A 21,326-nucleotide genomic window follows, 5' to 3' on the forward strand; every position below is an offset into this window, starting at 1 on the left:
CTTTAAACACTCTACCGGCAGCGATAACGCGGCCCAGACGACAGAGGCTTTCCGCAAACGGTTAAGGGCACTTATACACCTGGCCGCTCATTTTGCTGTCCAGCGGGGCAAAGCTTGACCAGATATTCTGTGTTGGGCTGGTTGCACCGTAAATGGTGTTGCCGCCCATCTCTGCCGCACGGTTGCGCAGATCGTTGGCCGCGCCACGCAGCGAGCTGCTTTCGCCGCCGCCTGCACCGCTCAACCAGTTGCTCTGTTCGCCGGTCAGGTTGCCCAGCAGCTGGCACTCTTTGGCTGGTTGCTGGTCGGTGAAGCTGACGCGCTCACCCGCAGCACTCAGGGTGTTAGAACTGCTGCTACAGCCTGCCAGCAGCGCAGTCGCTACTGAAAGTCCCAGCAAGACCTTAATCCGCATTTTAAATCCCCATTATTATCATCATCAGAATCAGTTCTGAGCGTACCGGAAATCGACAACCTTGGTGAAGCTTCCGTTGCCCAACACAGATAAATCCTTGTTCGGGCTACTGCTTGCGCCCTAACTTTACTATCTTCCCCCCAAAAAGAAAAACCCCCGTTATAAAACGGGGGTTTTCAGGAGGCTGCCCTTCCCGTCAAAGACGAAGGAGAGCGTTATAGCCAGCCGGCAGGCATTACATCATGCCGCCCATGCCACCCATACCACCCATACCGCCACCGCCTAAGTCAGGGGTGTCGCCTTTCGGCAGGTCGGTGATCATGCACTCGGTGGTGATCATCAGACCGGCAACAGAGGCCGCGTACTGCAGCGCAGAACGGGTCACTTTAGTTGGGTCCAGGATACCGAAGTCGATCATGTCGCCGTATTCTTCAGTCTGCGCGTTGTAACCGTAGTTACCTTCGCCCGCTTTCACTTTGTTGGTGACAACTGAAGGCTCTTCACCGGCGTTAGAAACGATCTGACGCAGTGGAGATTCCATTGCGCGCAGCGCAACTTTGATACCCACGTTCTGGTCTTCGTTCTGGCCACGCAGATCGCCCAGTTTAGACGCCACGCGAACCAGCGCAACACCACCACCAGCAACCACGCCTTCTTCAACCGCAGCACGGGTCGCGTGCAGGGCATCTTCAACGCGCGCTTTCTTCTCTTTCATTTCAACTTCAGTGGCTGCGCCCACTTTCAGAACGGCAACGCCGCCTGCCAGTTTCGCTACGCGCTCCTGCAGTTTTTCACGATCGTAATCAGAGGTCGCTTCTTCAATCTGCTGACGGATCTGAGAAACACGGCCAGAGATAGTTGCTTCTTCGCCAACGCCATCGATGATGATGGTGGTGTCTTTGCTGATCACAACGCGTTTTGCCTGACCCAGATCTTCCAGCGTCGCTTTTTCCAGCTCCATACCGATCTCTTCAGAGATGACGGTACCGCCAGTCAGCACAGCGATGTCCTGCAGCATAGCTTTACGACGGTCGCCGAAACCAGGTGCTTTAACCGCAGCCACTTTCACGATACCGCGCATGGTGTTAACCACCAGCGTAGCCAGCGCTTCGCCTTCAACATCTTCAGCAACGATCAGCAGCGGTTTGCCGGCTTTCGCCACGGCTTCCAGAACTGGCAGCATTTCACGGATGTTGGAGATTTTTTTGTCAGCCAGCAGAATGAATGGGGTTTCCAGTTCTACTGCGCCAGTTTCTGGCTTGTTGATGAAGTACGGGGACAGGTAGCCACGGTCAAACTGCATACCTTCAACCACGTCCAGCTCGTCCTGCAGGCCGGTGCCTTCTTCAACGGTGATCACGCCTTCTTTGCCGACTTTTTCCATCGCCTGAGCAATCAGTTCGCCCACGGTTTCATCGGAGTTAGCAGAGATGGTACCCACCTGAGCAATCGCTTTAGAATCAGAGCAAGGCACAGACAGTTTTTTCAGTTCTTCAACAGCGTGGATAACCGCTTTGTCGATTCCGCGCTTCAGATCCATTGGGTTCATGCCCGCAGCAACGGCTTTCAGACCTTCGTTAACGATAGACTGAGCCAGAACGGTTGCGGTGGTGGTACCGTCGCCTGCAGCGTCGTTCGCTTTAGAGGCCACTTCTTTCACCATCTGAGCACCCATGTTTTCGAACTTGTCTTCCAGTTCGATTTCACGTGCTACAGATACGCCATCTTTAGTGATGGTCGGTGCACCAAAAGATTTATCCAGAACCACATTACGGCCTTTCGGGCCCAGGGTAACTTTTACTGCATCTGCCAGTACGTTAACGCCACGCAGCATTTTTACGCGTGCGTCATTACCGAATTTTACGTCTTTAGCTGCCATCTTAAAATATCCCTTAAATTCGTTTGTTCAGTGAGTTACGCGTAATTACGCTTCAACAATTGCCAGAATGTCGCTTTCAGAAATGATCAGCACTTCCTGGTTGTCAATTTTCTCAGTTTTAGCACCGTAACCTTCGCTGAAGATGACGACGTCGCCAACCTTCACGTCCAGCGGTTTCACATCGCCGCTTTCCAGGATACGGCCATTGCCAACAGCCAGTACTTCGCCACGGGTAGATTTACCGGCTGCGGAGCCAGTCAGCACGATGCCGCCAGCTGATTTAGATTCCACTTCTTTACGCTTGACGATAACACGGTCGTGCAATGGACGAATTTTCATTGATAACTCTCCTTTGAGAAGTCCAATCAGGTTTTTGGGATGAACGCCGGGCTTCACTGGCACCGACCTCGTGACGAAAGAGATAGGGCCTGGCGGAGGGGCTTTCAAGGGGAAAAAAATAAAAATTTCGCTTCTGCGAACCAACTGCGCAAATAACAGGCAATCGTTTCCCCTGAAAAGCAAAAAGGCGGGAAATCCCGCCTTCGGCTCAGTTATCGGCGATCCTCTGGATCGTCGTGTTCAAGCAGTTTGCTGTCTTTTCGCTCGAATTCACCGTCAACGGTGAAGCCACTGTCCGGGCCAGCGCCGGCACCCCGCCAGACTTTCAGATGCGGCATCAGCTTCAGCGTCAGATGCTTTTGCACCGGCGGCAGCAACAGCAGCAACCCGAGGAAGTCGGTAAAAAACCCCGGCAGCAGCAGCAGGAAGCCGGCGATGATCAACGAAACGCTCTTGATCATCTCCGCGGCAGGGCTGTCGCCCACCGCCAGCTTCTGCTGCATCAGCATAAAGTTTTTCATCCCCTGGTTTTTTACCAGTGAGATACCGATCAGGGAGCTGAACACCACCAGCAGCAGCGTCAGCAGCACGCCCATCACGTGGGCCACCTGGATGAAAATGGTGATCTCAATCCAGGCGAGAATAAATAGCACTAAAAACGGTAACCAGCGCACCGCAGTCTCCTGTCTGTCCGGGCCATCTCGCTTACAGCGGGACGGCAAAAAGAGGGATCGTCACGATCGTAGAGTAATGAAATGGGCTCTTACAGAGCATTTTTCAACTACCTTATACGAAATTCATGTTGGTCAGCGACATGTGACACGCATCACACTGTGTCGAAGATGGCTGAAAATGAACGCAATTTAAGTGATCTGGATTCAGGCTTTTCGCCCTTAACAGAATATGATCGTGCTCAGTCTACCGCAAATGGATAAAATGTCGGCCGAGGCTGTTCATGACCAAAGATTCACTTTGATTGTGATGATCTACACCGAATGATTGGGTGTATCCGGTAGCAAAAACAAGAAGGTTCTCATGACAAATAGCATTCGTATCGAAGAAGACCTGTTAGGTATGCGTGAAGTTCCGGCAGATGCTTACTACGGTGTTCACACTCTGCGTGCGATTGAAAATTTCTATATCAGTAACAGTAAAATCAGCGATATCCCTGAGTTCGTTCGTGGCATGGTGATGGTGAAGAAAGCCGCCGCGATGGCCAATAAAGAGTTGCAGACCATTCCCCGCCATATCGCTAACACCATCATTCAGGCCTGCGATGAAGTGCTGAACAACGGCAAATGCATGGACCAGTTCCCGATTGATGTCTATCAGGGCGGAGCCGGTACCTCGGTCAACATGAACACCAATGAAGTGCTGGCCAATATTGGTCTGGAGTTGATGGGCCATCAGAAAGGGGAGTATCAGTTCCTCAATCCGAATGACCACGTCAACAAGTGCCAGTCCACCAATGACGCCTACCCGACCGGTTTTCGTATCGCGGTGTATACCTCTATTTTGAAGCTGTTGGATGCTATCGGCCAGTTGAGCGAAGGCTTCCAGCGCAAAGCCGTTGAGTTTGAAACCATTCTGAAAATGGGCCGTACCCAGTTGCAGGATGCGGTGCCAATGACCCTCGGTCAGGAATTCCACGCCTATAGCGTGCTGCTGAATGAAGAGATCAAGAACCTGCTACGCACCGGCGAACTGCTGCTGGAAGTGAATCTGGGCGCGACGGCCATCGGCACACGCCTGAATACGCCGGACGGTTACCAGGCGCTGGCGGTGCAGAAGTTAGCGGAAGTCAGCAACCTGCCCTGCGTTCCTGCAGAAGATCTGATTGAAGCAACCTCAGACTGCGGTGCCTATGTGATGGTGCACAGCGCGCTCAAACGCCTGGCGGTCAAGCTCTCCAAAATCTGTAATGACCTGCGCCTGCTCTCTTCCGGGCCGCGCGCCGGGCTGAATGAAATCAACCTGCCGGAATTGCAGGCCGGTTCTTCTATCATGCCGGCCAAAGTGAACCCGGTGGTGCCAGAAGTCGTCAACCAGGTGTGCTTCAAGGTGATCGGCAATGACGTCACCGTGACCATGGCGTCTGAAGCAGGCCAGCTGCAGTTGAACGTGATGGAACCGGTTATCGGCCAGGCCCTGTTTGAGTCGGTGCATATTCTGACCAATGCCTGTTCGAATCTGCTGGAAAAATGCGTTAACGGCATTACCGCCAACAAAGCGGTGTGTGAGGCCTATGTCTTTAACTCGATCGGCATCGTGACCTACCTCAACCCGTACATCGGCCACCATAATGGCGATATTGTTGGCAAAATTTGTGCCGAGACGGGCAAAAGCGTGCGGGAAGTGGTGCTGGAGCGCGGGTTACTCACCGAAGCCGAACTCGATGATATTTTCTCAACGCAGAACCTGATGTTCCCGGTATATAAAGCCAAACGTTATACCGATGAAAATGAACAATAACAGCTTAATCTAGACCTTTAAGGCACGGGCGTTCGCAGAACGACGTGCCTTTTTTTATGGCAAAGCCTACAAATTATTAACGGCTAGTTATCAAAAAAACCCAAGGAGCAGATCATGATTGTGCCGGAATTACTTGTCGTCATGTTGGCGATTTATCTGGGAGCGCGGCTGGGCGGCATTGGCATCGGTTTTGCCGGCGGTGTGGGCATGTTAATTTTAACGCTGGGCTTCCAAATCAAGCCGGGCGTCATTCCCTTCGACGTCATCGAAATCATTATGGGAGTGATTGCCGCCATTGCCGCCATGCAGGTCGCCGGAGGGATGGATTACCTGGTCAGCCTGGCTGAACGTCTGTTGAGAAAGCATCCACGCTATATCACCCTCCTCGCGCCGCTGGTGACCTACTTTATGACGCTGCTGGCGGGAACCGGGCACACGGCATTTTCAACGTTACCGGTGATCGCGGAAGTGGCAAAAGAGCAAGGGGTTCGCCCTTCCCGTCCGTTATCAATCGCGGTAGTCGCTTCGCAGATTGCCATTACCGCCTCGCCAATTTCAGCGGCGGTGGTGTTTCTGGCGGGGATTCTGGAGCCAAAAGGCATCAGCTATCTGGCGCTGCTTGCCGTCTCCATCCCCTCAACCATGATCGCCATTTTCCTTGCGGCGCTGATCACCAACTTCCTCGGCAAAGAGCTGAAGGAAGATGCCATTTACCAACAGCGGCTGGCGAAAGGCGAAACGGTGCTGCGTGGCGCAGGCGTTTTTGAAGCGAAACCCGGCGCAAAACTGTCGGTGCTGCTGTTCCTGCTGGGCATTGTTGCGGTGGTGCTGTATGCCACCGCCATCAGCGATACCGTTGGCCTGATTACCCATCCGGTGCTGCCGCGTAATGAAGCGATTGTGGTCTTTATGCTGACCGTGGCGGCGATAATCTGCTTCACCTGCAAAGTGGATACCGCCAAAATCCTTTCTGCCAGCACCTTCAAATCCGGCATGAGCGCCTGTATTTGCGTGATGGGCGTGGCCTGGCTCGGTGATACCTTTGTGAAAGCACATATTGGCGAGATCCAGCAGGTTGCGGGCGATCTGCTGACCGATTATCCGTGGATGCTGGCAGTGATCCTGTTCTTTGCTTCCACGCTACTTTACTCGCAGGCCGCGACTACCAAAGCCCTGATGCCTGCCGCGCTGATGCTCGGCGTTTCGCCCATCACCGCCGTGGCATCGTTCGCTGCCGTCTCCGCGCTGTTTGTCTTGCCAACCTACCCTACGCTGCTGGCCGCGGTAGAAATGGACGATACCGGTTCAACGCGCATTGGCAAGTTTGTCTTTAACCACTCGTTTATTGTGCCGGGCACGCTGGCCATTGCACTGTCCGTGCTGTTTGGCTTTATCTTTGGGCATCTGATTCTATAGCCACAGACGGCCCCGGCACGCGCTGAAGCAGGGCGGAGTGACTTCCGCCATGCTTTCACCGGTTACATCCTGAAAAACTCCCTGCCGTAACGCCATGTTATAGTTTGCCTCGCCCCGAGGGCACCCCTCTGAGCTCCGTCAGAGCGCTGCCGGAACGCCTTCAGCCCTCTGCCCGACTCAGCCCAACATGGAGAACGTGGTTACCGTTATGTCTAAGCGCATTACAACACTGATTTTTATTCTGTTTACAACGCTGTTCAGCCTGAATGCGGCGGCCTCGCTGTTCGGACAAACCGGCAACCATTTCGGTACGGTTGATCAGGCCTTTGCTTTTGACTTCAATCAGCAAGCCAACACGCTGACCCTGAGCTGGCAGGTGAAACCCGGTTATTACCTCTATCGCCAGCAGATCAAAATCTCGGCTAACGGCGCAAAGCTCGCCGACTTTACCCTGCCTGAAGGAACCCCTCATGAAGATGAGTTCTACGGCAAAAGTGAAATTTACCCCGAAAGCCTGACGCTGCCTTTAGTCCTGCAGCAGGCGGATAAAGGGGCGACGGTGAGCGTCACCTATCAGGGTTGTGCTGCCGCGGGCTTCTGCTATCCACCGGAAACACGCAGCGTGCCGCTGGATGAAGTGAAGGCCGGTGATGCCACCCCGGCTTCTCAGGCAGCGACTTCAACACCTGCACCGGTCAGCGTCCAGACCGCGCCGACTGAAAACCTGCCGTTCTCGCCGCTGTGGGCACTGCTGATCGGCATTGGTGTCGCCTTCACCCCTTGCGTGCTGCCCATGTACCCACTGATTTCCGGCATTATTCTCGGCGGCAATCGCCAATATTCGGCGGGCCGTTTGTTTGCCCTGGCGATGGTCTACGTGCAGGGAATGGCGCTGACTTACACGGTGATGGGCGTGATTGTGGCCGCCGCTGGCCTGCGTTTTCAGGCGGCACTGCAGGCCCCGGCGATACTGATTGGCTTGTCGGTGCTGTTTATTCTGCTGGCATTGTCGATGTTTGGCCTGTTCACGCTGCAGCTCCCTTCTTCGCTACAAACCCGGCTGGCGCTGTGGAGCAACCGTCAACAAGGCGGATCGCTGACCGGTGTGTTTCTCATGGGTGCACTGGCCGGGCTGATTTGCTCTCCGTGCACCACCGCGCCGCTTAGCGCGATCCTGCTTTACATCGCCCAAAGCGGCAATATGCTGGCGGGCGCTGGCACGCTCTATCTTTACGCGCTGGGAATGGGGCTGCCGCTGATTGCCGTGACGGTGTTTGGCAACCGTTTGTTGCCGAAAAGCGGTGCCTGGATGCAAACCATCAAAGAAGGGTTTGGTTTTGTGATCCTTGCCCTGCCGGTGTTTCTGCTGGAACGGGTGATTGGCGATCAGTGGGGGCTGCGGTTATGGAGCCTGCTGGGTGTCGCTTTCTTCGGCTGGGCCTTTATCAGTCTTAAGTCGAACAATGGCTGGCTGCGACTGGTACAAATCCTGATGCTGGCGGCGGCGCTGGTTGCTGCACGTCCGCTGCAGGACTGGGCATTTGCTTCACCCGGTCAAAATGCGGCTATCGCGCATCTGAACTTTACCCGGATTAGCGATACTGAGCAGCTCTCCCACGCGCTGCAAAATGCGCAGGGACGTATCACGATGGTCGACCTTTACGCTGACTGGTGTGTGGCCTGCAAAGAATTCGAAAAATACACCTTCAGCCAGCCAGAAGTGCAAAACGCTCTGATCCATACTCAGCTGCTGCAAGCCGATGTCACGGCCAATAATGCCCGGGATAGCGCGCTGCTAAAACAGCTGCAGGTGCTGGGTTTGCCGACCATTTTGTTCTTCGATGCCAACGGTCATGAGATCCCCCATTCTCGCGTCACCGGCTTTATGGATGCCGCCGCGTTTCAGCAGCATTTGCAGAAACTGGCGCAGTAAACGACACTAAGGCGTGATTTCCCGGTTAAGAACCGCGAAACGAGCATTCAAGAGGAGAGTCACTTGCAACGTGAACAGGTACTCGAGCATGCGCTGAACGTACTCGAGCAAAAAGGCCTGGCGGCCACCACCTCTTTCGCCGATATGGCGCAGGCAGTGGACTGTCAGTTAGAGGATCTGCAACGCTTTTGGCCAGACCGCGAAGCGCTGCTGTATGACGCCCTGCGTTATCACAGCGAGCAGATAGATATCTGGCGACGTAAGCTGTTGCTGGATGAGACGCTGAAGGCAGAACAAAAGCTAATGGCGCGCTATCAGGTGCTGGAAGACGCGGTAAATAATCAACGCTATCCGGGCTGTTTGTTTATTGCCGCCTGCAGTTTTTATCCGCAGCCGGACCATCCCATCCATCAGGTGGCTGACTTCCAGAAACGCGCCTCCTGGCAGTACACGCACGATTTGTTATCCGCGCTGGAAACCGACAATCCCACGCTGGTTGCCCATCAGATGGAGTTAATCCTTGAAGGCTGCCTCAGCCGCCTGTTGGTGACGCGGAACGTGCAGGAAGTGGTGACGGCCCGCACGCTGGCGGAGGATGTACTGAGCATTGCGTTGTGTCGTAAGAATGGTGCGCTGGCCTGAGCAAAAACCGCGCCGACTGATTGAAAAGCAATCACTCAGTCGCGCTATACGGGATTTTTGTGACAAAGCCGTTGACGCCAGACGGCCTTTACGGTTTAATGCGCCCCGTTGCCCGGATAGCTCAGTCGGTAGAGCAGGGGATTGAAAATCCCCGTGTCCTTGGTTCGATTCCGAGTCCGGGCACCATATTTATAAGGCCTTGCTGAAAAGCGAGGCTTTTTTCGTTTCTGGCGCAGAGTAATACGTCAGAGCCTGGCCGGGTGACCTGGAAAAGTGACCGAGAGGGATGCCATGGTATTTTCCAGAGTGGCTACCTCCCTGATAGCCCTCTGGCACGCGAATGAAACTCGCTTCACACACTCTTCGTTGTTAGCCTCTTTCTCCTGTTAACGCATTCTGCTTAATTTCTGCATAACTCGCCGTTAGCTGCTTCAGATGCATCTCCAGCTGCGCTCTGGCTGCAGCAGGCAAAGGCTGTCCCGTGGGCGTTTGTGACAATGCCCGCAGCTGCTCCTCAGCCGGAATCGATTGATTAAATGACTGCAGGGTGGCAAACACGGCAGATTTCAGTTCGCTGACCGTCATGTATTTCCCCTTCTGTTCATCCAGCCTGCTCAGCCGATCGCTCAGTTCCGCCAACCGGGTCATCCCCTGATGCCAGCCAGTCAAGCTTTCGGCGGGCAACCCATTGGCCTTCTGCTGTTGCTGCCACGCCTGCACCAGCGGTTTGGCCTGCTCCGGCCACAGTATCTGCGCCTGTTCGACCAGCTGACGACCGTAATCGATATTCCAGCCCGTCGGTAACTGCGCCAGGCGGGCAAGCTGCCGCTGGGTTTGTGTAATTTGGGGCGATAACGACGCTTGCTGACGCAGGCTATCCCGCTGTGCGGGAGAAAGGATCGCGGGTAGCGGGGCCAGCGATGCCGCCAGCTGCACCTGCAGCAGGTCAGGTCGCTTGAAAGCATGCCATCCCCACAGTGCGCCGCTTCCTGCCGCCAGCATGGTAATCATCCCGCCCGCGAAGGATTTCCAGCGTTTTGCCGGTGCCGGGAGCGTCGTCGACACCGCCACATTCGGCTGAGGTTCCGGCTGCGCCACATACACCCACTTAACCGCGTTAATGCGCTCATATTTATCTGCCGCCGGACGACCGGACGGGGCACTAACCCAGCTTACCTGGCCGTCAGTTGCCGGTGCGGGCAGCACAACATCGGGTTGAATCGCAGTGCACGTGCCAGCGGCGCCGTCGCTGTTCTCCAGCCGGACAGCGCTGTTATGCATCTGGCTACGCAATGCATCAAGCTGGCTAAGATGCTTAAGCTCCAGCCGCTGGAGAATGTCCCCCAGACGGGTAAGCTGCTGCTCGGCACGATACAGCTGACTGAGGTCGCTGTAGTTCAACGGTAAGGTGCGCATCAGCTGCTGGATACGCTGGCTCAGACCGCTGAGGATCTCCATGCGGGCGTGCACAGGCTGCGGCCAGAGCGCGCCCCACTGATGGCTTATCAATGCCTCCAGGATAGACAATCCTTCATTCAGGCCAAACAGCCCGGCCAGCTGCGTGCGGGCGAGCGTGTACCAGGCCGCCGTCTGTAGCTCCACGCCATTTTGCTCAAACAGCGAAAGACACAGTTTTTCGGCATAGCGCCAGTTCACATCGGGCCGCGCGGGATGGGACAGTTTGCTCAGCTCATCACGCAGGGCGGCATAATCCGCCAGCGTACGCGGGTCGTTACCGGTTTTGATTTTACGGGAGGAGGTGTCATTCATGACCTGATATCCATTGACGTATAAGGAGCTATTGAAGGTTATTGTTTATGCGGCTTCGCTTTTTGCATATTCGAGTGTCTGCAAATACTGTAGGGCTATCGGGTTGGCAATGTTTTAAATCAGCCTATTGCTGAAAGGTTCTTTATCTCATCCCCCGGTCAAAAGCGACGCTTTTCAGGGTCCCTTCAGGATCTAAAACCTTAAAAATTAACGTTTAACGCATACGGGAATTCAAAGTCATTTAAGTCCTGACTAATTAACTTAGAGCCCTGTAAATGACTATGCACAATAAAAAAAACCACAGCGTCACCAATGAAAAAATAGCTCTATAAAATAGAACTTTAGCCCCGTACCAACGCTCAAAAAGAGAGCGGGGGCTCCCCTTTCTTTTTGCCCACAAATGCGCCATCCCGTTATCAAATTCAGCGAGATCGCTTTCACTTTCAATGAGCTGGAAAAGTCGTTCATCCAGCCACAGACGCCAACAGTAATAATGTGTCAGCAAAAAGAGCCCCATCAGCAACACGCAATCGGCTGAAAATAAGAGGTTAAAGATCAGCGCCAACGGCAGCAGCGTCAGGGCAGCAAAGTAGCGCCAGCTCGACAGATGAATTTGCATGATTCGGCTGGTCATGGTGATACCTGATGACATTGCAACTCCTCGTTGAACGTTTCCAGAACCTGAATGTGAGCGGGCATAAGTACCACCTGATGGCGCCGGGATTTGATTAATACCACAGCCTGAGATACTGATGTGGCATGCCCTTCAATCAGCAACCAGGCCGCAACAACGGTTGCACTGCGGGATAAGCCTAAAGCGCAGCAAACAAGTACACTTTCATGTACCTGTCGCATCAGGTAGAGCTTCATGGCGGCCTGCCGGATATCCTGAATTTTCGGCACAACTAAATCCATCAACGGATAAGCTTCCCAGCACTCTGTTTTGCGGCTGCCTTTATGAAATTCCGCCGTCAGATCGAGAACTGCGGCCTGCTCCACGATTTTATCCGGAAAGCGGCCCAATGCTACGCCGTCATAGATGACGTTGCTCAGAGCTATTCGTCGGGAAAACCATTTTTTTGAAAGCCATGCCCCGGCTAAATAAGGGAAAAACAGCCAGCGGGCAGAGAGGGATAAATCACCGTGGCTGTTTTTCTGAAACACCCGCACCCCGAGTCCGGCATAGCCCACCGCCACCATCCATAACGCTGCAGCCGGCCACAGCAAAATGAAAGCGTATGGAATGAACCATCCCACGAGTAAAAACACGAACCCGCCAGCACAGTATTTCATGGCGAGCCGCAAGGCGTGCGCTGACGAACGCTCCCATCGCCAACGGCCTTCAACCGGAATGGCATAGCTAATCATCACGCCGACCACGAACCCGCTAACAACATCGATGAAATGGTGCTGCCAGGTGGTGAGCACAGACACCGCAATCAGCAAAAACCACGCACCGGAAAGCAGTCTTGCGCCCTTCCCCAGATGCTGGCGAAAACGCAGCCACAACAGCCACGTCAGGATGATATGCAGCGACGGGGCCTGGTTATAAGGCAAATCAAACTGCTCGAGCTGCTCAAATAACCAGCCGAACATCCCCTGCGTTTCCGGGCGAATGAAGGTGAATTTCAGAGGAAAAAGAAGAAAGCCAGCACAAGCAATTAGCGATGCGGCAAACAGCCGACAGCCATGGCGTGTCAGCTCTTGTTTTGAAGTGCAGATAAAGAGCGAAATACCGTATAGCAGGTCGATGCTCCAGTAAGGCACGATGCTCCACGGCATAAACGGGATCGCATGTTCCCAGTCAAAAACCATGCTTCCGACGTCATGACGCATAGCCGTGAACTGATTCACCTGCCCATAGCTGAGGAAGAACAGCGGCCCTAACAGCAGCAGCCAGTACAGCCCCTGTTTCCAGAGGCTGTATTTGTTTTGCATGAGCACGGACTCAGTCATGCGGCTTTCTCACGGCCATCGAGACGGTAAAAATGCCAAACTCATCAATCACCTGATGGCATTTCTCGAAGCCCGCCTGCTCCACCAGCGTGTCCATCTCTTTTTGAGTACGCACACGCATCATCCACGGAATGCCGTTCTGATGGCTGGTTAATGTATAAGCGATGGTTTTTAACTGCGGATGCCACGGCTGCCCGGTGTAGACCACCACGCCGCCAGGCGGTATTGCCGCAGCCAGCCCCGCGAGCGAGGCTTTGATTAAGGCGTTGTCCGGGAAGAGTTCATACAGCCCGGAAACGATCCCCAAAGTTGGAGCGGGATCAAGTGTGGCGAGAGAATCATAGTCAAAGGCATTGCCCTTTTTGAACTGAGCGAGATGGCTTAACCCCCGCCCTTCAATCATGGCCTGGCCCTTTTCGACGTTCAGGTCACTGTAATCACGCAGCAGGATGCTTTCGATATTCTGATTTTTTTCCAGCGCGTCGAGCACATAACGCCCGTGTCCGGCCGCAATATCCAACGCGCGTATCGGCATATCATTCTCTTTCAGCCGGATGACCGCCTGCTCTATGACCTGCTGAATATTGATTTTTCGTATCCGGATCCCCTGCCAGCCAATGCTGTTGAGGTAGTGTCTGTCTATCATGCGCCCCAGAATACTTCTACCTTCTGGGTAGTTACGGTACACATAATCCAGCGTGCTGCCGGAATCAAAGCCCGTCTCGTAGCCCAGACGCATCCCTTTTGACAGTCTGCCGACCGTTTTCATGCAATAGCTTAACGAGGAATAGAACATCCCTTCCAGCGAGCGTGCTTTTGGCGGTGCCTGCAACTCACGGTACGCGTCGGCGCTCGGGCTCCACTGGTCTTCATGGCTGTAATCGAAGGTGCAAAGCTTTGCCGCATAGAGTTTATCGATAAAGGTTTTTATTTTATCGAAGGCCAGGGCGCGGTCTTTTTCACCCAGCGTATCGTGGTAGAAGCCAGGCAAAATATGCTGCTCTTTGATGGCGCTGCGCAGACCGGCGTAGAACTGTTTTTGCGGCTTTGCGTGCACCACAAAATCATCGCCCGAGATAAGCAACTGAGTGGGCAGCGTGATGGCGGCAGAGTCGGAAACAATACGTTCGGCGGTTTTGTAGAGATCGAGAAGAATATTTACAGCGATTGCCCGCGTGATGAGCTTATCCTGTTCAAAGCTGGCGACACGCTCCGGATCGTGGGTAAGGAATTTCCCTTTCACGTAGGAGTTGACGTAGTACAGGCCACGGATCCGCTGCATCAACGCAAGGCAAGTGCGGGCAAACGGCACATACAGTTTGACCTTAAAGGCCGGAGAAGCCAGCACCATTCCCCGAATTTTCGGCGCATAGTCATGAACCCAGGTGGAGACCAGCACCGCCCCCACGCTCTGCGCAATCACTACGATATCTTCAAGGCTGACCTGTGCGTCCTTCGCCACGAAGCGCACAAACTCATCCACGTCCAGAACAGAGCGAGCCAGACTCGGGCTGTAACCACGAGTCCCCGGAGACTGGCCGTGGCCGCGAGCATCCCAGGCGTAGAAATGCGTATCGGGCATGACCAGCTCATCGACAATGTGCTGCAGACGCCCGGAATGTTCGTGCCCACGGTGAAACAGCACGATCACTTTCTTACCGTTGCCTTCCGTTGCAGGCCAGTGGCGAAAATAAAGCGACTCTTTATCGGTGGTTGCAAGTGTACTTTCCTGAAATATACGCGCTTCCTGACTCATGTAATTTTCCTTGTCGCCTGCTGTTGTAATGTGACAAAACGAGTGAATAACGATTGTTTAAACGTGACTTTATCCGCGTCGTAAAACAGCGGCTCGTCGATAAAAATGTCAATAAAAAACGGCACGGGGATTTTCTGGCCTTTGCCCATCGAACGGTCCAGCCCGTTCAAATAGACGGGGATAATCGGCACCTCCGGACACTGCTGGCTTAGATACCAGATACCGGATTTGATCTCTGAAAATTTCCCTGGCTCGCCGCGCGTACCTTCAGGGAAAATAATCACAATTTTCTTTGCGGCCAGCGCATCGACGCAGGCTTGCAGCGGATTGGCCTGATGGGTTCCTCGATAAACAGGAATGATGCCGATGACTCTCAGGGCAAACCAGCCAATCACTTTGTTTCGCAGGAAATAGTCTGCCGCCGCCACGGGCTGCACTTTCACCAGCGTTGAAAGTGGAAACAGCGTGAACAGCGTCAGCACATCCAGATGGCTGTTGTGGTTCGCCACGATAATGGCCGGGCCTTCCACAGGAAGTTTTTCGCGACCCGACACGCGAACGCCCAGCCAAATCCAGACCATGGGGTACGCGATGCACAGCGTAAAGACCCAGCGTAAAAAACGGTTCATCTGCGCCCCCTTATACGTAGAAGTAGTGATAGAAGTGGAAGAACAGAGGCGCGGTGTAAATCAGCGAATCCAGACGGTCAAGGATGCCGCCATGCCCCGGCAGCAATTTCCCGGAGTCTTTCACACCAAAATCACGCTTGATGGCCGACATCACCACATCGCCGCAGAACCCGCTCAGGCCGATAATCACACCGGCACCCAGCGAGTGGTTCCAGTTCATCGGCGTCAGCAGCGGGCCAATAATGGCCGCCAGCAGCGAAGTAGTCAGTACGCCGCCTAACAATCCCGCCAGCGTTTTATTCGGGCTGACCTTCGGCGTGACCTTGATTTTGCCCAGCGATTTTCCCCACAGATATTGCGCAATATCGTTAAGCTCTGTGGTTGCCACCAGGAATATCACCAGCAGTGCGCCCGCTTTGGTATCCACGCCTGGCAACATCATCAGGAACGCAACGTGGCTTAATGCAAAGACCGTGGTCATCATGCCCCAGTGCATGACGGATGCAGAGTGTAAGAACCCTTTCGTATCACCAACGATCACCATACGGGCGGGCAGGAACAGAAAGACGTATATCGGGATGAAGATGATGAACATGCCGTACCACGACATGCCCACCCAGATGTATTGCAGCGGGATCGCGGCATAGATCCACAGTAATGGCACATTGTCTGAGCGCCGAGTCGGTGCCAGGGTCAGATATTCCTTCAGGGACAAAAAGCTGAGAAATCCGAAGAAGGTGAGCGCCAGCCCTTTGGGTGAGAGCATCGCCAGCGAAAACAAGCCAACGATGACCCACCAGCTGTTGATACGCTGCTGGAGTTCTCGCCAGTCGCGCTGTGGGCGGCCTTTTGTGAGCATAAAAATGATAACGGTCGCCAGTACTAAAACGCTGAAGATCCCGCCGAGGCAGTAATACAACGTGTGCAGAGAATCAGGCATTTGTGACCTCCAGCGCGCTGCGACAGCGGTTGACTGAGGTCAAGGCCAACAGTACAGCCGAGACACCAAACACGATATTGGCGGCGATGATGTACCGTGGCCAAAGCGCGATAAACAAACCTAAAGCCCCTAAAACAAAGGCTCGGTCACTTTTGCCCATCGGGCCACAATAATTTCTGCTGCCCGTCAGCGTCTGAGCAATAACACCGCTAAACTCTGTCAGCCACGACAGTAACACCACCAGAACGACCAGCCATGGTGATACCCCGGTTAAAAATGCAAATGCCAGATAAAGCGCTGCATCTGCTAAGATATCTCCGACCTCGTTAAGAATGGCCCCGAGCTGGCTCTTCTGATTGAACTCTCGCGCCAGCATGCCGTCTATTGCATTCAGCGCCATGCGAATAAAGAGAAAGACTGGCAATAAAATAAATAAACGCGGTTCTGGAAATAAAGTTAATATCAATCCCATAAAAATTGATGCTAACATCGCAAATATCGTAACCTGATTTGCCGTTATTCCCTGAAAATGCATAGATCTGGTCAATGGGCGTAACAGACCCTGAAACCTGGGTTTAATATCATAAAGTGTCATAATATCTCTGGGTTAATGTAGATTATTGATTAAAACATGAAATGCAATGTAGCCCCTTACTTTCCCTGCAGTGTTTTAATTCCATTTTTAAAAACTCTCAGGATGTCTTATTAATACCCCCCTGAACACATCGATAAATGGGAATATCCGACCGTCTCCACGTTCAGTCCGTTACCCACCAGCCACACGTCCATCTACTCCTGAAGCTGCGTTATTTACAGACAAAAATCCAAATATCCGCCTGACTCTTACTGACAAGTGTTATCTGGTCTTATATACGGGTTGCTGTGTCGAGATACTCCTGCTGTTTCAAATGGCGAATTAGCACTTTGCCTTCCGGCATAAATTCGGTGCCGTAGCGCACAAGGCCAATACCCTTAAGCTCGGCATCAATGGCATAGCGCAGTTCGCCCGGGACATTCTGCTCCAACAGGACAACGGCTATTTTTTTCAGACGTGGCTCATATTTGAGCAGAACAGTCGACAGAGTACTCATCAGTTCATGGGCGTTACCCGGCATGCCCTGTAGAATCTTTGTCATATCGGGTAAACCATAGTCCGGCAGATGTGTCAGTGTACCTGCACGGCTTATGAGGATACGCTGCATATTGTCCAGTACAGACAAAATAACCTGGTTCTGCTCGCTGAGCTGATGCAGGTCGAGGCCGCCGGTAAAGTTGCCGTAGAGCGCTTCATACAACGAAGGACGGGATGACTCATTCATCTTTCAGTGCCTTCAGAGTCAGTCGATTGTTACTTGCCTCAATTACCCGGGCCTTGTCCGGATCGAGGTCGTCACGGCTCAGCACCACCCGCCAGGTATTGTGAACCTGGTCCGGCGACATAAACATGCCAGCCACTGCGACATACTGCGCATTTTCATCCATAGGCATATCCACCATCACCGCTCCACCCGGTTGCAGGCGAATATCTTTCTCCGCCACGAGGTCTGCTTTGATTGCCTGGCTGTCAGCATTAAACAGTGACGGATAGTCCGTCGTGTCGAATGTTTTCCGGTCTTTGAGCTGGTAGATGCGCACCACCGTCGACAGTGCCACACCGCCGGCATTGCTGTTGACGGCCTCACGAGCATGAATATCCAGATGCAGAGTCTTTATCTGCTTATAAAAAATCGATTTAGTCACGGTAACGGTGCCGTCTGTCACTTTTTGAGTCAGCCCACAGCCCGCGAGCATCAGTGTTATGCCCGCGGCAAGGGCCGCCAGGGGGAATTTACCAACGGTACTCGCCATGTTCTTCGGTCTCCCTACGGTGAAGATTTTCCTGAACCCGCTCATAGCGTCCCAGGTTAATGGTGATTGTTTTGGGGTGTGATGCGGTCTTAGCCGCATTCAGCGGTCGCATCACGGCAGTGCGGCCCAGTTGCACGGCCCCAGTCTGAGGTTTGGTGCTCATGGTCGCATCAGGCAGCAGACTCCGGTCGACACACAGCTGTAACCGTGCATCCAGGCGGGATCCCAGATAGACATGCAGCAACGCCATCAGGTCTGTGTGCAGCTCGCCTCCGGGCAGCCAGCCCTGCACCTCATCCGGATTAGTGGAGGTCAGGCGCATCAGTACCTGGCTGTTCACATCAGTGGCATAGTTGCCCATCACCGGACGACTGGTCAGGGTGACGGGTTGACTGACGCTCATGGTTAGCGGCTTTTTAAGTGGTACGCGGCGTTTATCGTGATGCCAGATTTTCGCCTGCGTGTCAGGTGCCAGCAGACGCACCAGTGAGACCAGACCTTCTGCGGTCCGTCCCGGCAGCAGCATCACCGGTAGCAGCGCGAGGAAGCGTGACACAGGGGCGGCGATACTGTCCGTGCAGCCGTCAATGCCAAGGCCTGCCAAACCCAGCAGATACTGCGAGATGTTGTCCTTACCGCCGGCTTTAAAGCTCGCCGGATAAGAGTATTTGCGCCAGATGCGATAGTACTGGGCAATCAACCGGTGGTTGAAGATATCGAGGAAATCCGCCGTAGCTTCATATCCTTCCCGCCGCTGAGTGATGTCATCAATATAGTGCGTCGGCAGCGGGGACTCCACGCCGTAGAGCCCCATAAAGGTGATGCGCACAGTGGGTGGCAAATGTGAATACTCAGACGGTTCAACCCCTTTGATTTCGGAAGCCGGGAAGCCCATGCCCGGATGGGGCCGGAAGCGCACCGGCTCATGGCGCACCTGCCAGCTGCTGCCGATGACCGGTTTTTCCGGCTGGCTTCGTTCCAGTATCTGGCAGAAGCGATAAAAGTTCATGTACGGCAGATACTGCCGTAGCTGCTCCATCAACCGGGCAGGCGTGGACTGTGATTCTCTCTCCACCGGATGCATTTTCCTTCTGGCTGTACGATGAGGGTAAGCTGGTTGAACTGGTTCATGTCGGCATACAGTGCAAAGAAGCGGTTGAGCATTTCACCAAAGAGATGGATATCACCCTCACCGGTGAAGCCGTTGCTGTCGAGGGTCACTTCGATATCCAGTCCCCGCAGCAGGTAGCCCTGCTCAAAACGCTGCAGGCGGTGGTGCTGTACAAGTTGAATCGCCTCCAGACGGCGGGTATTCAGTTCATCCTCCTGCCAGTTATAGAGCGCCAGCGTCCCGCGAAGCACTTCGGCAGTGCTCATCATGTTCAGGAACCCGGAGCCGAGGTGGCTCAGCACCCGCCAGTGGAAACGGTCTTCCGCAGGGGGGTAAACCGGCAGTGTGGGTTTGCAGAGGTTTTTCACCGACAGCTGTGTCTGCACCACCTGCTCACAGCGGTCCAGCAGCGTGCTCTGTAGCGCCCGGCGCGGTAGCTGACCGTTAGTGCCGGTGATTTGCAGCGAGACGGCTTCGCGTTCAAACAGGCGGTCATCTTCCCACTGGTGCCCCCCCAGGATAAGCCAGGTGTCATACAGTCCGCTAACGCCACGCTTAACGCGGGTGTGGTAATAGCGAGGAGGTGCGTGACGGCGCATCATCCCGCCCTTGTGCCTGAAGCTGCTGAACGGCACATATTCGGCATCACTGGTGCGGTTTGAGCCGGTGACCGAATCCACGGCATAAATCTCGGTGTGTCCGTCCTGTAGTCGTTTAGGGCGCAGCAAATACTCACTTTCAAGCCCGGTGATGGTGAGTGGATCGGCTTCCAGCGTGAACAGGTTAATCACCGGTACACAGTGCAGACGAACCGCATCATCGGTGACCGGCAGGTCTGGCGGCCACGACGAACTGAACACGACTTCGATATCAAAGTACTCTGCCCTGACAGGCGGCGTAATGCCGTCCAGGCCGTTGAGATGGACGAACATAAACTTGTCGCGGAAGGTGAAGTACTCCAGCAGCAGCTGGTAGCCGCTGAAAGCGGTATCCCCTTTCGGCCATAACCCATCCTCCTCCGCAAATCCTCCCGGCGAGAAGTACCCGTCAAGGCGAATGCGGTCGGTCTGCCCGGGCAGGCGCATATAAAGGGCAGCCTGCCGTTTGGTCAGCATCAGGTGCAGCTGGCTGCTGACGGGCGCATCCGCGCCGAGATAGAGACTCAGGTGACTGAGGTCTGCATGAGACCAGTCCGCCTGGGTGCTGCAGGCAAAGCGCATCCGCAACAGCGAACGCCCGTCTGGCTCGGTGGTCATGGTCACCCCTGAGATGTTCAGCGGGTTGAGCATCACATCGCGGGTGGTACGGTAACGGCAGACCGTGTTTTTCGGCCCCACCGGGCGGGAATACACTTCCAGACCCGCGGGCATCACTTCTGCCATCTTCACCGCCTGAAGCGCAGGCGTGAACGCCACCACCGAGAGTGACGGAATGGTACGAAGGTAGTGTGGCCAGAGCATGCTGACCAGCCCTTCGGTCAGTTCCGGCAGGTCGTCATCAATCTTCTCCCGCAGCCGTCCCATCGAAAAAGCAAAGCCTTCGAACAAACGCTCGACATAGGGATCGGGTGTGCCGGCCTTATCCAGATCCAGCATCGCGGCCCGTTCCGGATGGGTCTGAGCAAATTCTTTGGCGGCTTCACGGAGGTAGCGCATTTCCGCGTCGTAATAACGCAGGGTCAAATCTTCCATAAAAATAAATCCCTTAGGAAATTAATTCATCACATCAGAAGATGAGGATGGGTTTTTTATTTTTGTTGGTTTACAACATAACCAGACGGGAATAACGAATGTAACCGCGCTAAGCGAAACATAAATGATAGTGAACACAATGCTGCCAGGTTCTGCTGACAGCCATTTATTTACAATGGAACCAATCAGGGCTGAAACAGCAGGCATTCCGAATACATTGAAAAGTACAACCCCACCAAACCACCACCCTGATTTCCCGATGTCATGCATTCGCCGACATCCCAGTGACAGTAATGGTATGAGAAGAAAGAGACAAACCATATATAGAGGGGCAAGTACAAAAAAAATCCATACCATTGCCATAGTACCGACTGACATCAGCCAAATAAAACTGCCCAGCGCAACAAGAAAAATAATAAACAGATTAACTAAAACAAAAGACCAAAAATCTTTTCGTGTGGTATTCCCTTTATAGACAAATGTTTTTTTCCACCCATCCAGGTAACTTGTACCTACATTTTTATTCATT

General features: G+C 53.8%; 20 protein-coding genes and 1 tRNA gene. 5 read left to right on the top strand and 16 right to left on the bottom strand.

The annotated features are described in order from the left end of the window. Positions 1 to 61 precede the first annotated feature (61 nt). The 4 genes from AC1UKS_RS20000 to AC1UKS_RS20015 form a co-directional block, all read right to left on the bottom strand. Positions 62 to 415: a DUF4156 domain-containing protein gene (locus tag AC1UKS_RS20000; protein WP_013200468.1), complete on the bottom strand. Its 354-nt coding sequence runs from the start codon at positions 413 to 415 to the stop codon at positions 62 to 64. A 235-nt stretch (positions 416 to 650) separates the two neighbouring features. Next, a complete protein-coding gene (groL, locus tag AC1UKS_RS20005; protein ID WP_013200467.1) occupies positions 651 to 2,294 on the bottom strand; it encodes a chaperonin GroEL in 1,644 nt (547 codons plus the stop codon). 45 nt (positions 2,295 to 2,339) lie between these two features. After that, positions 2,340 to 2,633 (bottom strand): co-chaperone GroES, encoded by a 294-nt coding sequence (locus AC1UKS_RS20010; RefSeq protein ID WP_012442682.1) that lies wholly within the window; start codon positions 2,631 to 2,633, stop codon positions 2,340 to 2,342. Positions 2,634 to 2,845: 212 nt separating this feature from the next. Continuing rightward, complete coding sequence (locus tag AC1UKS_RS20015; protein ID WP_013200466.1) at positions 2,846 to 3,307, bottom strand: FxsA family protein; 462 nt, start codon at positions 3,305 to 3,307, stop codon at positions 2,846 to 2,848. Positions 3,308 to 3,668: 361 nt separating this feature from the next. Here AC1UKS_RS20015 and aspA point away from each other — a divergent pair, with 361 nt between their 5' ends. The 5 genes from aspA (at position 3,669) to AC1UKS_RS20040 (ending at position 9,282) form a co-directional block, all read left to right on the top strand. Further along, positions 3,669 to 5,105: an aspartate ammonia-lyase gene (aspA, locus tag AC1UKS_RS20020; RefSeq protein ID WP_106382205.1), complete on the top strand. Its 1,437-nt coding sequence runs from the start codon at positions 3,669 to 3,671 to the stop codon at positions 5,103 to 5,105. Between the two features lie 114 nt (positions 5,106 to 5,219). Beyond that, positions 5,220 to 6,521, top strand: coding sequence for an anaerobic C4-dicarboxylate transporter (locus AC1UKS_RS20025; protein ID WP_482434971.1), 1,302 nt, complete (start codon positions 5,220 to 5,222; stop codon positions 6,519 to 6,521). Positions 6,522 to 6,729: 208 nt separating this feature from the next. Further along, entirely contained in the window at positions 6,730 to 8,454 is a 1,725-nt protein-coding gene (locus AC1UKS_RS20030) for a protein-disulfide reductase DsbD (RefSeq protein ID WP_482434973.1), read from the top strand. Between the two features lie 63 nt (positions 8,455 to 8,517). After that, complete coding sequence (gene dicD / locus AC1UKS_RS20035; protein WP_482434974.1) at positions 8,518 to 9,096, top strand: division control transcriptional repressor DicD; 579 nt, start codon at positions 8,518 to 8,520, stop codon at positions 9,094 to 9,096. Positions 9,097 to 9,206: 110 nt separating this feature from the next. Then, positions 9,207 to 9,282, top strand: a tRNA-Phe gene (locus AC1UKS_RS20040). 183 nt (positions 9,283 to 9,465) lie between these two features. On the opposite strand, the gene AC1UKS_RS20045 is transcribed toward AC1UKS_RS20040, so the two are convergent. The 12 genes from AC1UKS_RS20045 to AC1UKS_RS20100 form a co-directional block, all read right to left on the bottom strand. Then, positions 9,466 to 10,866: a VasL domain-containing protein gene (locus AC1UKS_RS20045; RefSeq protein ID WP_482434975.1), complete on the bottom strand. Its 1,401-nt coding sequence runs from the start codon at positions 10,864 to 10,866 to the stop codon at positions 9,466 to 9,468. Between the two features lie 256 nt (positions 10,867 to 11,122). After that, positions 11,123 to 11,518, bottom strand: a complete 396-nt coding sequence (locus AC1UKS_RS20050) for a hypothetical protein (RefSeq protein WP_482434977.1) — start codon at positions 11,516 to 11,518, stop codon at positions 11,123 to 11,125. Further along, positions 11,497 to 12,822 (bottom strand): phosphatase PAP2/dual specificity phosphatase family protein, encoded by a 1,326-nt coding sequence (locus AC1UKS_RS20055; RefSeq protein ID WP_482434978.1) that lies wholly within the window; start codon positions 12,820 to 12,822, stop codon positions 11,497 to 11,499. Before AC1UKS_RS20055 ends, AC1UKS_RS20050 begins: the two co-directional genes overlap by 22 nt. Further along, positions 12,815 to 14,578 (bottom strand): bifunctional alpha/beta hydrolase/class I SAM-dependent methyltransferase, encoded by a 1,764-nt coding sequence (locus AC1UKS_RS20060; protein ID WP_482434979.1) that lies wholly within the window; start codon positions 14,576 to 14,578, stop codon positions 12,815 to 12,817. The genes AC1UKS_RS20055 and AC1UKS_RS20060 overlap by 8 nt, the downstream gene beginning before the upstream one ends. Beyond that, the gene (locus AC1UKS_RS20065) at positions 14,575 to 15,207 is read right to left on the bottom strand and encodes a lysophospholipid acyltransferase family protein (RefSeq protein WP_482434981.1); all 633 of its coding nucleotides are present in this window, start codon (positions 15,205 to 15,207) and stop codon (positions 14,575 to 14,577) included. The genes AC1UKS_RS20060 and AC1UKS_RS20065 overlap by 4 nt, the downstream gene beginning before the upstream one ends. A 10-nt stretch (positions 15,208 to 15,217) precedes the next feature. Then, complete coding sequence (locus tag AC1UKS_RS20070) at positions 15,218 to 16,147, bottom strand: phosphatidate cytidylyltransferase (RefSeq protein WP_482434982.1); 930 nt, start codon at positions 16,145 to 16,147, stop codon at positions 15,218 to 15,220. Next, positions 16,140 to 16,742 (bottom strand): CDP-alcohol phosphatidyltransferase family protein, encoded by a 603-nt coding sequence (locus AC1UKS_RS20075; protein ID WP_482434983.1) that lies wholly within the window; start codon positions 16,740 to 16,742, stop codon positions 16,140 to 16,142. The genes AC1UKS_RS20070 and AC1UKS_RS20075 overlap by 8 nt, the downstream gene beginning before the upstream one ends. A 271-nt stretch (positions 16,743 to 17,013) precedes the next feature. After that, positions 17,014 to 17,466, bottom strand: coding sequence for a type VI secretion system baseplate subunit TssE (tssE, locus tag AC1UKS_RS20080; RefSeq protein ID WP_482434984.1), 453 nt, complete (start codon positions 17,464 to 17,466; stop codon positions 17,014 to 17,016). Beyond that, entirely contained in the window at positions 17,459 to 17,995 is a 537-nt protein-coding gene (gene tssJ, locus AC1UKS_RS20085; RefSeq protein WP_482434985.1) for a type VI secretion system lipoprotein TssJ, read from the bottom strand. Before tssJ ends, tssE begins: the two co-directional genes overlap by 8 nt. Next, entirely contained in the window at positions 17,976 to 19,079 is a 1,104-nt protein-coding gene (gene tssG / locus AC1UKS_RS20090; protein ID WP_482434986.1) for a type VI secretion system baseplate subunit TssG, read from the bottom strand. Before tssG ends, tssJ begins: the two co-directional genes overlap by 20 nt. Further along, positions 19,034 to 20,797: a type VI secretion system baseplate subunit TssF gene (tssF, locus tag AC1UKS_RS20095; RefSeq protein WP_482434987.1), complete on the bottom strand. Its 1,764-nt coding sequence runs from the start codon at positions 20,795 to 20,797 to the stop codon at positions 19,034 to 19,036. The genes tssG and tssF overlap by 46 nt, the downstream gene beginning before the upstream one ends. A gap of 21 nt (positions 20,798 to 20,818) precedes the next feature. Beyond that, on the bottom strand, positions 20,819 to 21,325 hold the full coding sequence (locus AC1UKS_RS20100) for a DUF805 domain-containing protein (protein ID WP_482434988.1): 507 nt from the start codon (positions 21,323 to 21,325) through the stop codon (positions 20,819 to 20,821). Position 21,326: the final 1 nt, after the last annotated feature.

The sequence above is a fragment of the Erwinia sp. AK-PDG3-5 genome (assembly GCF_056821705.1).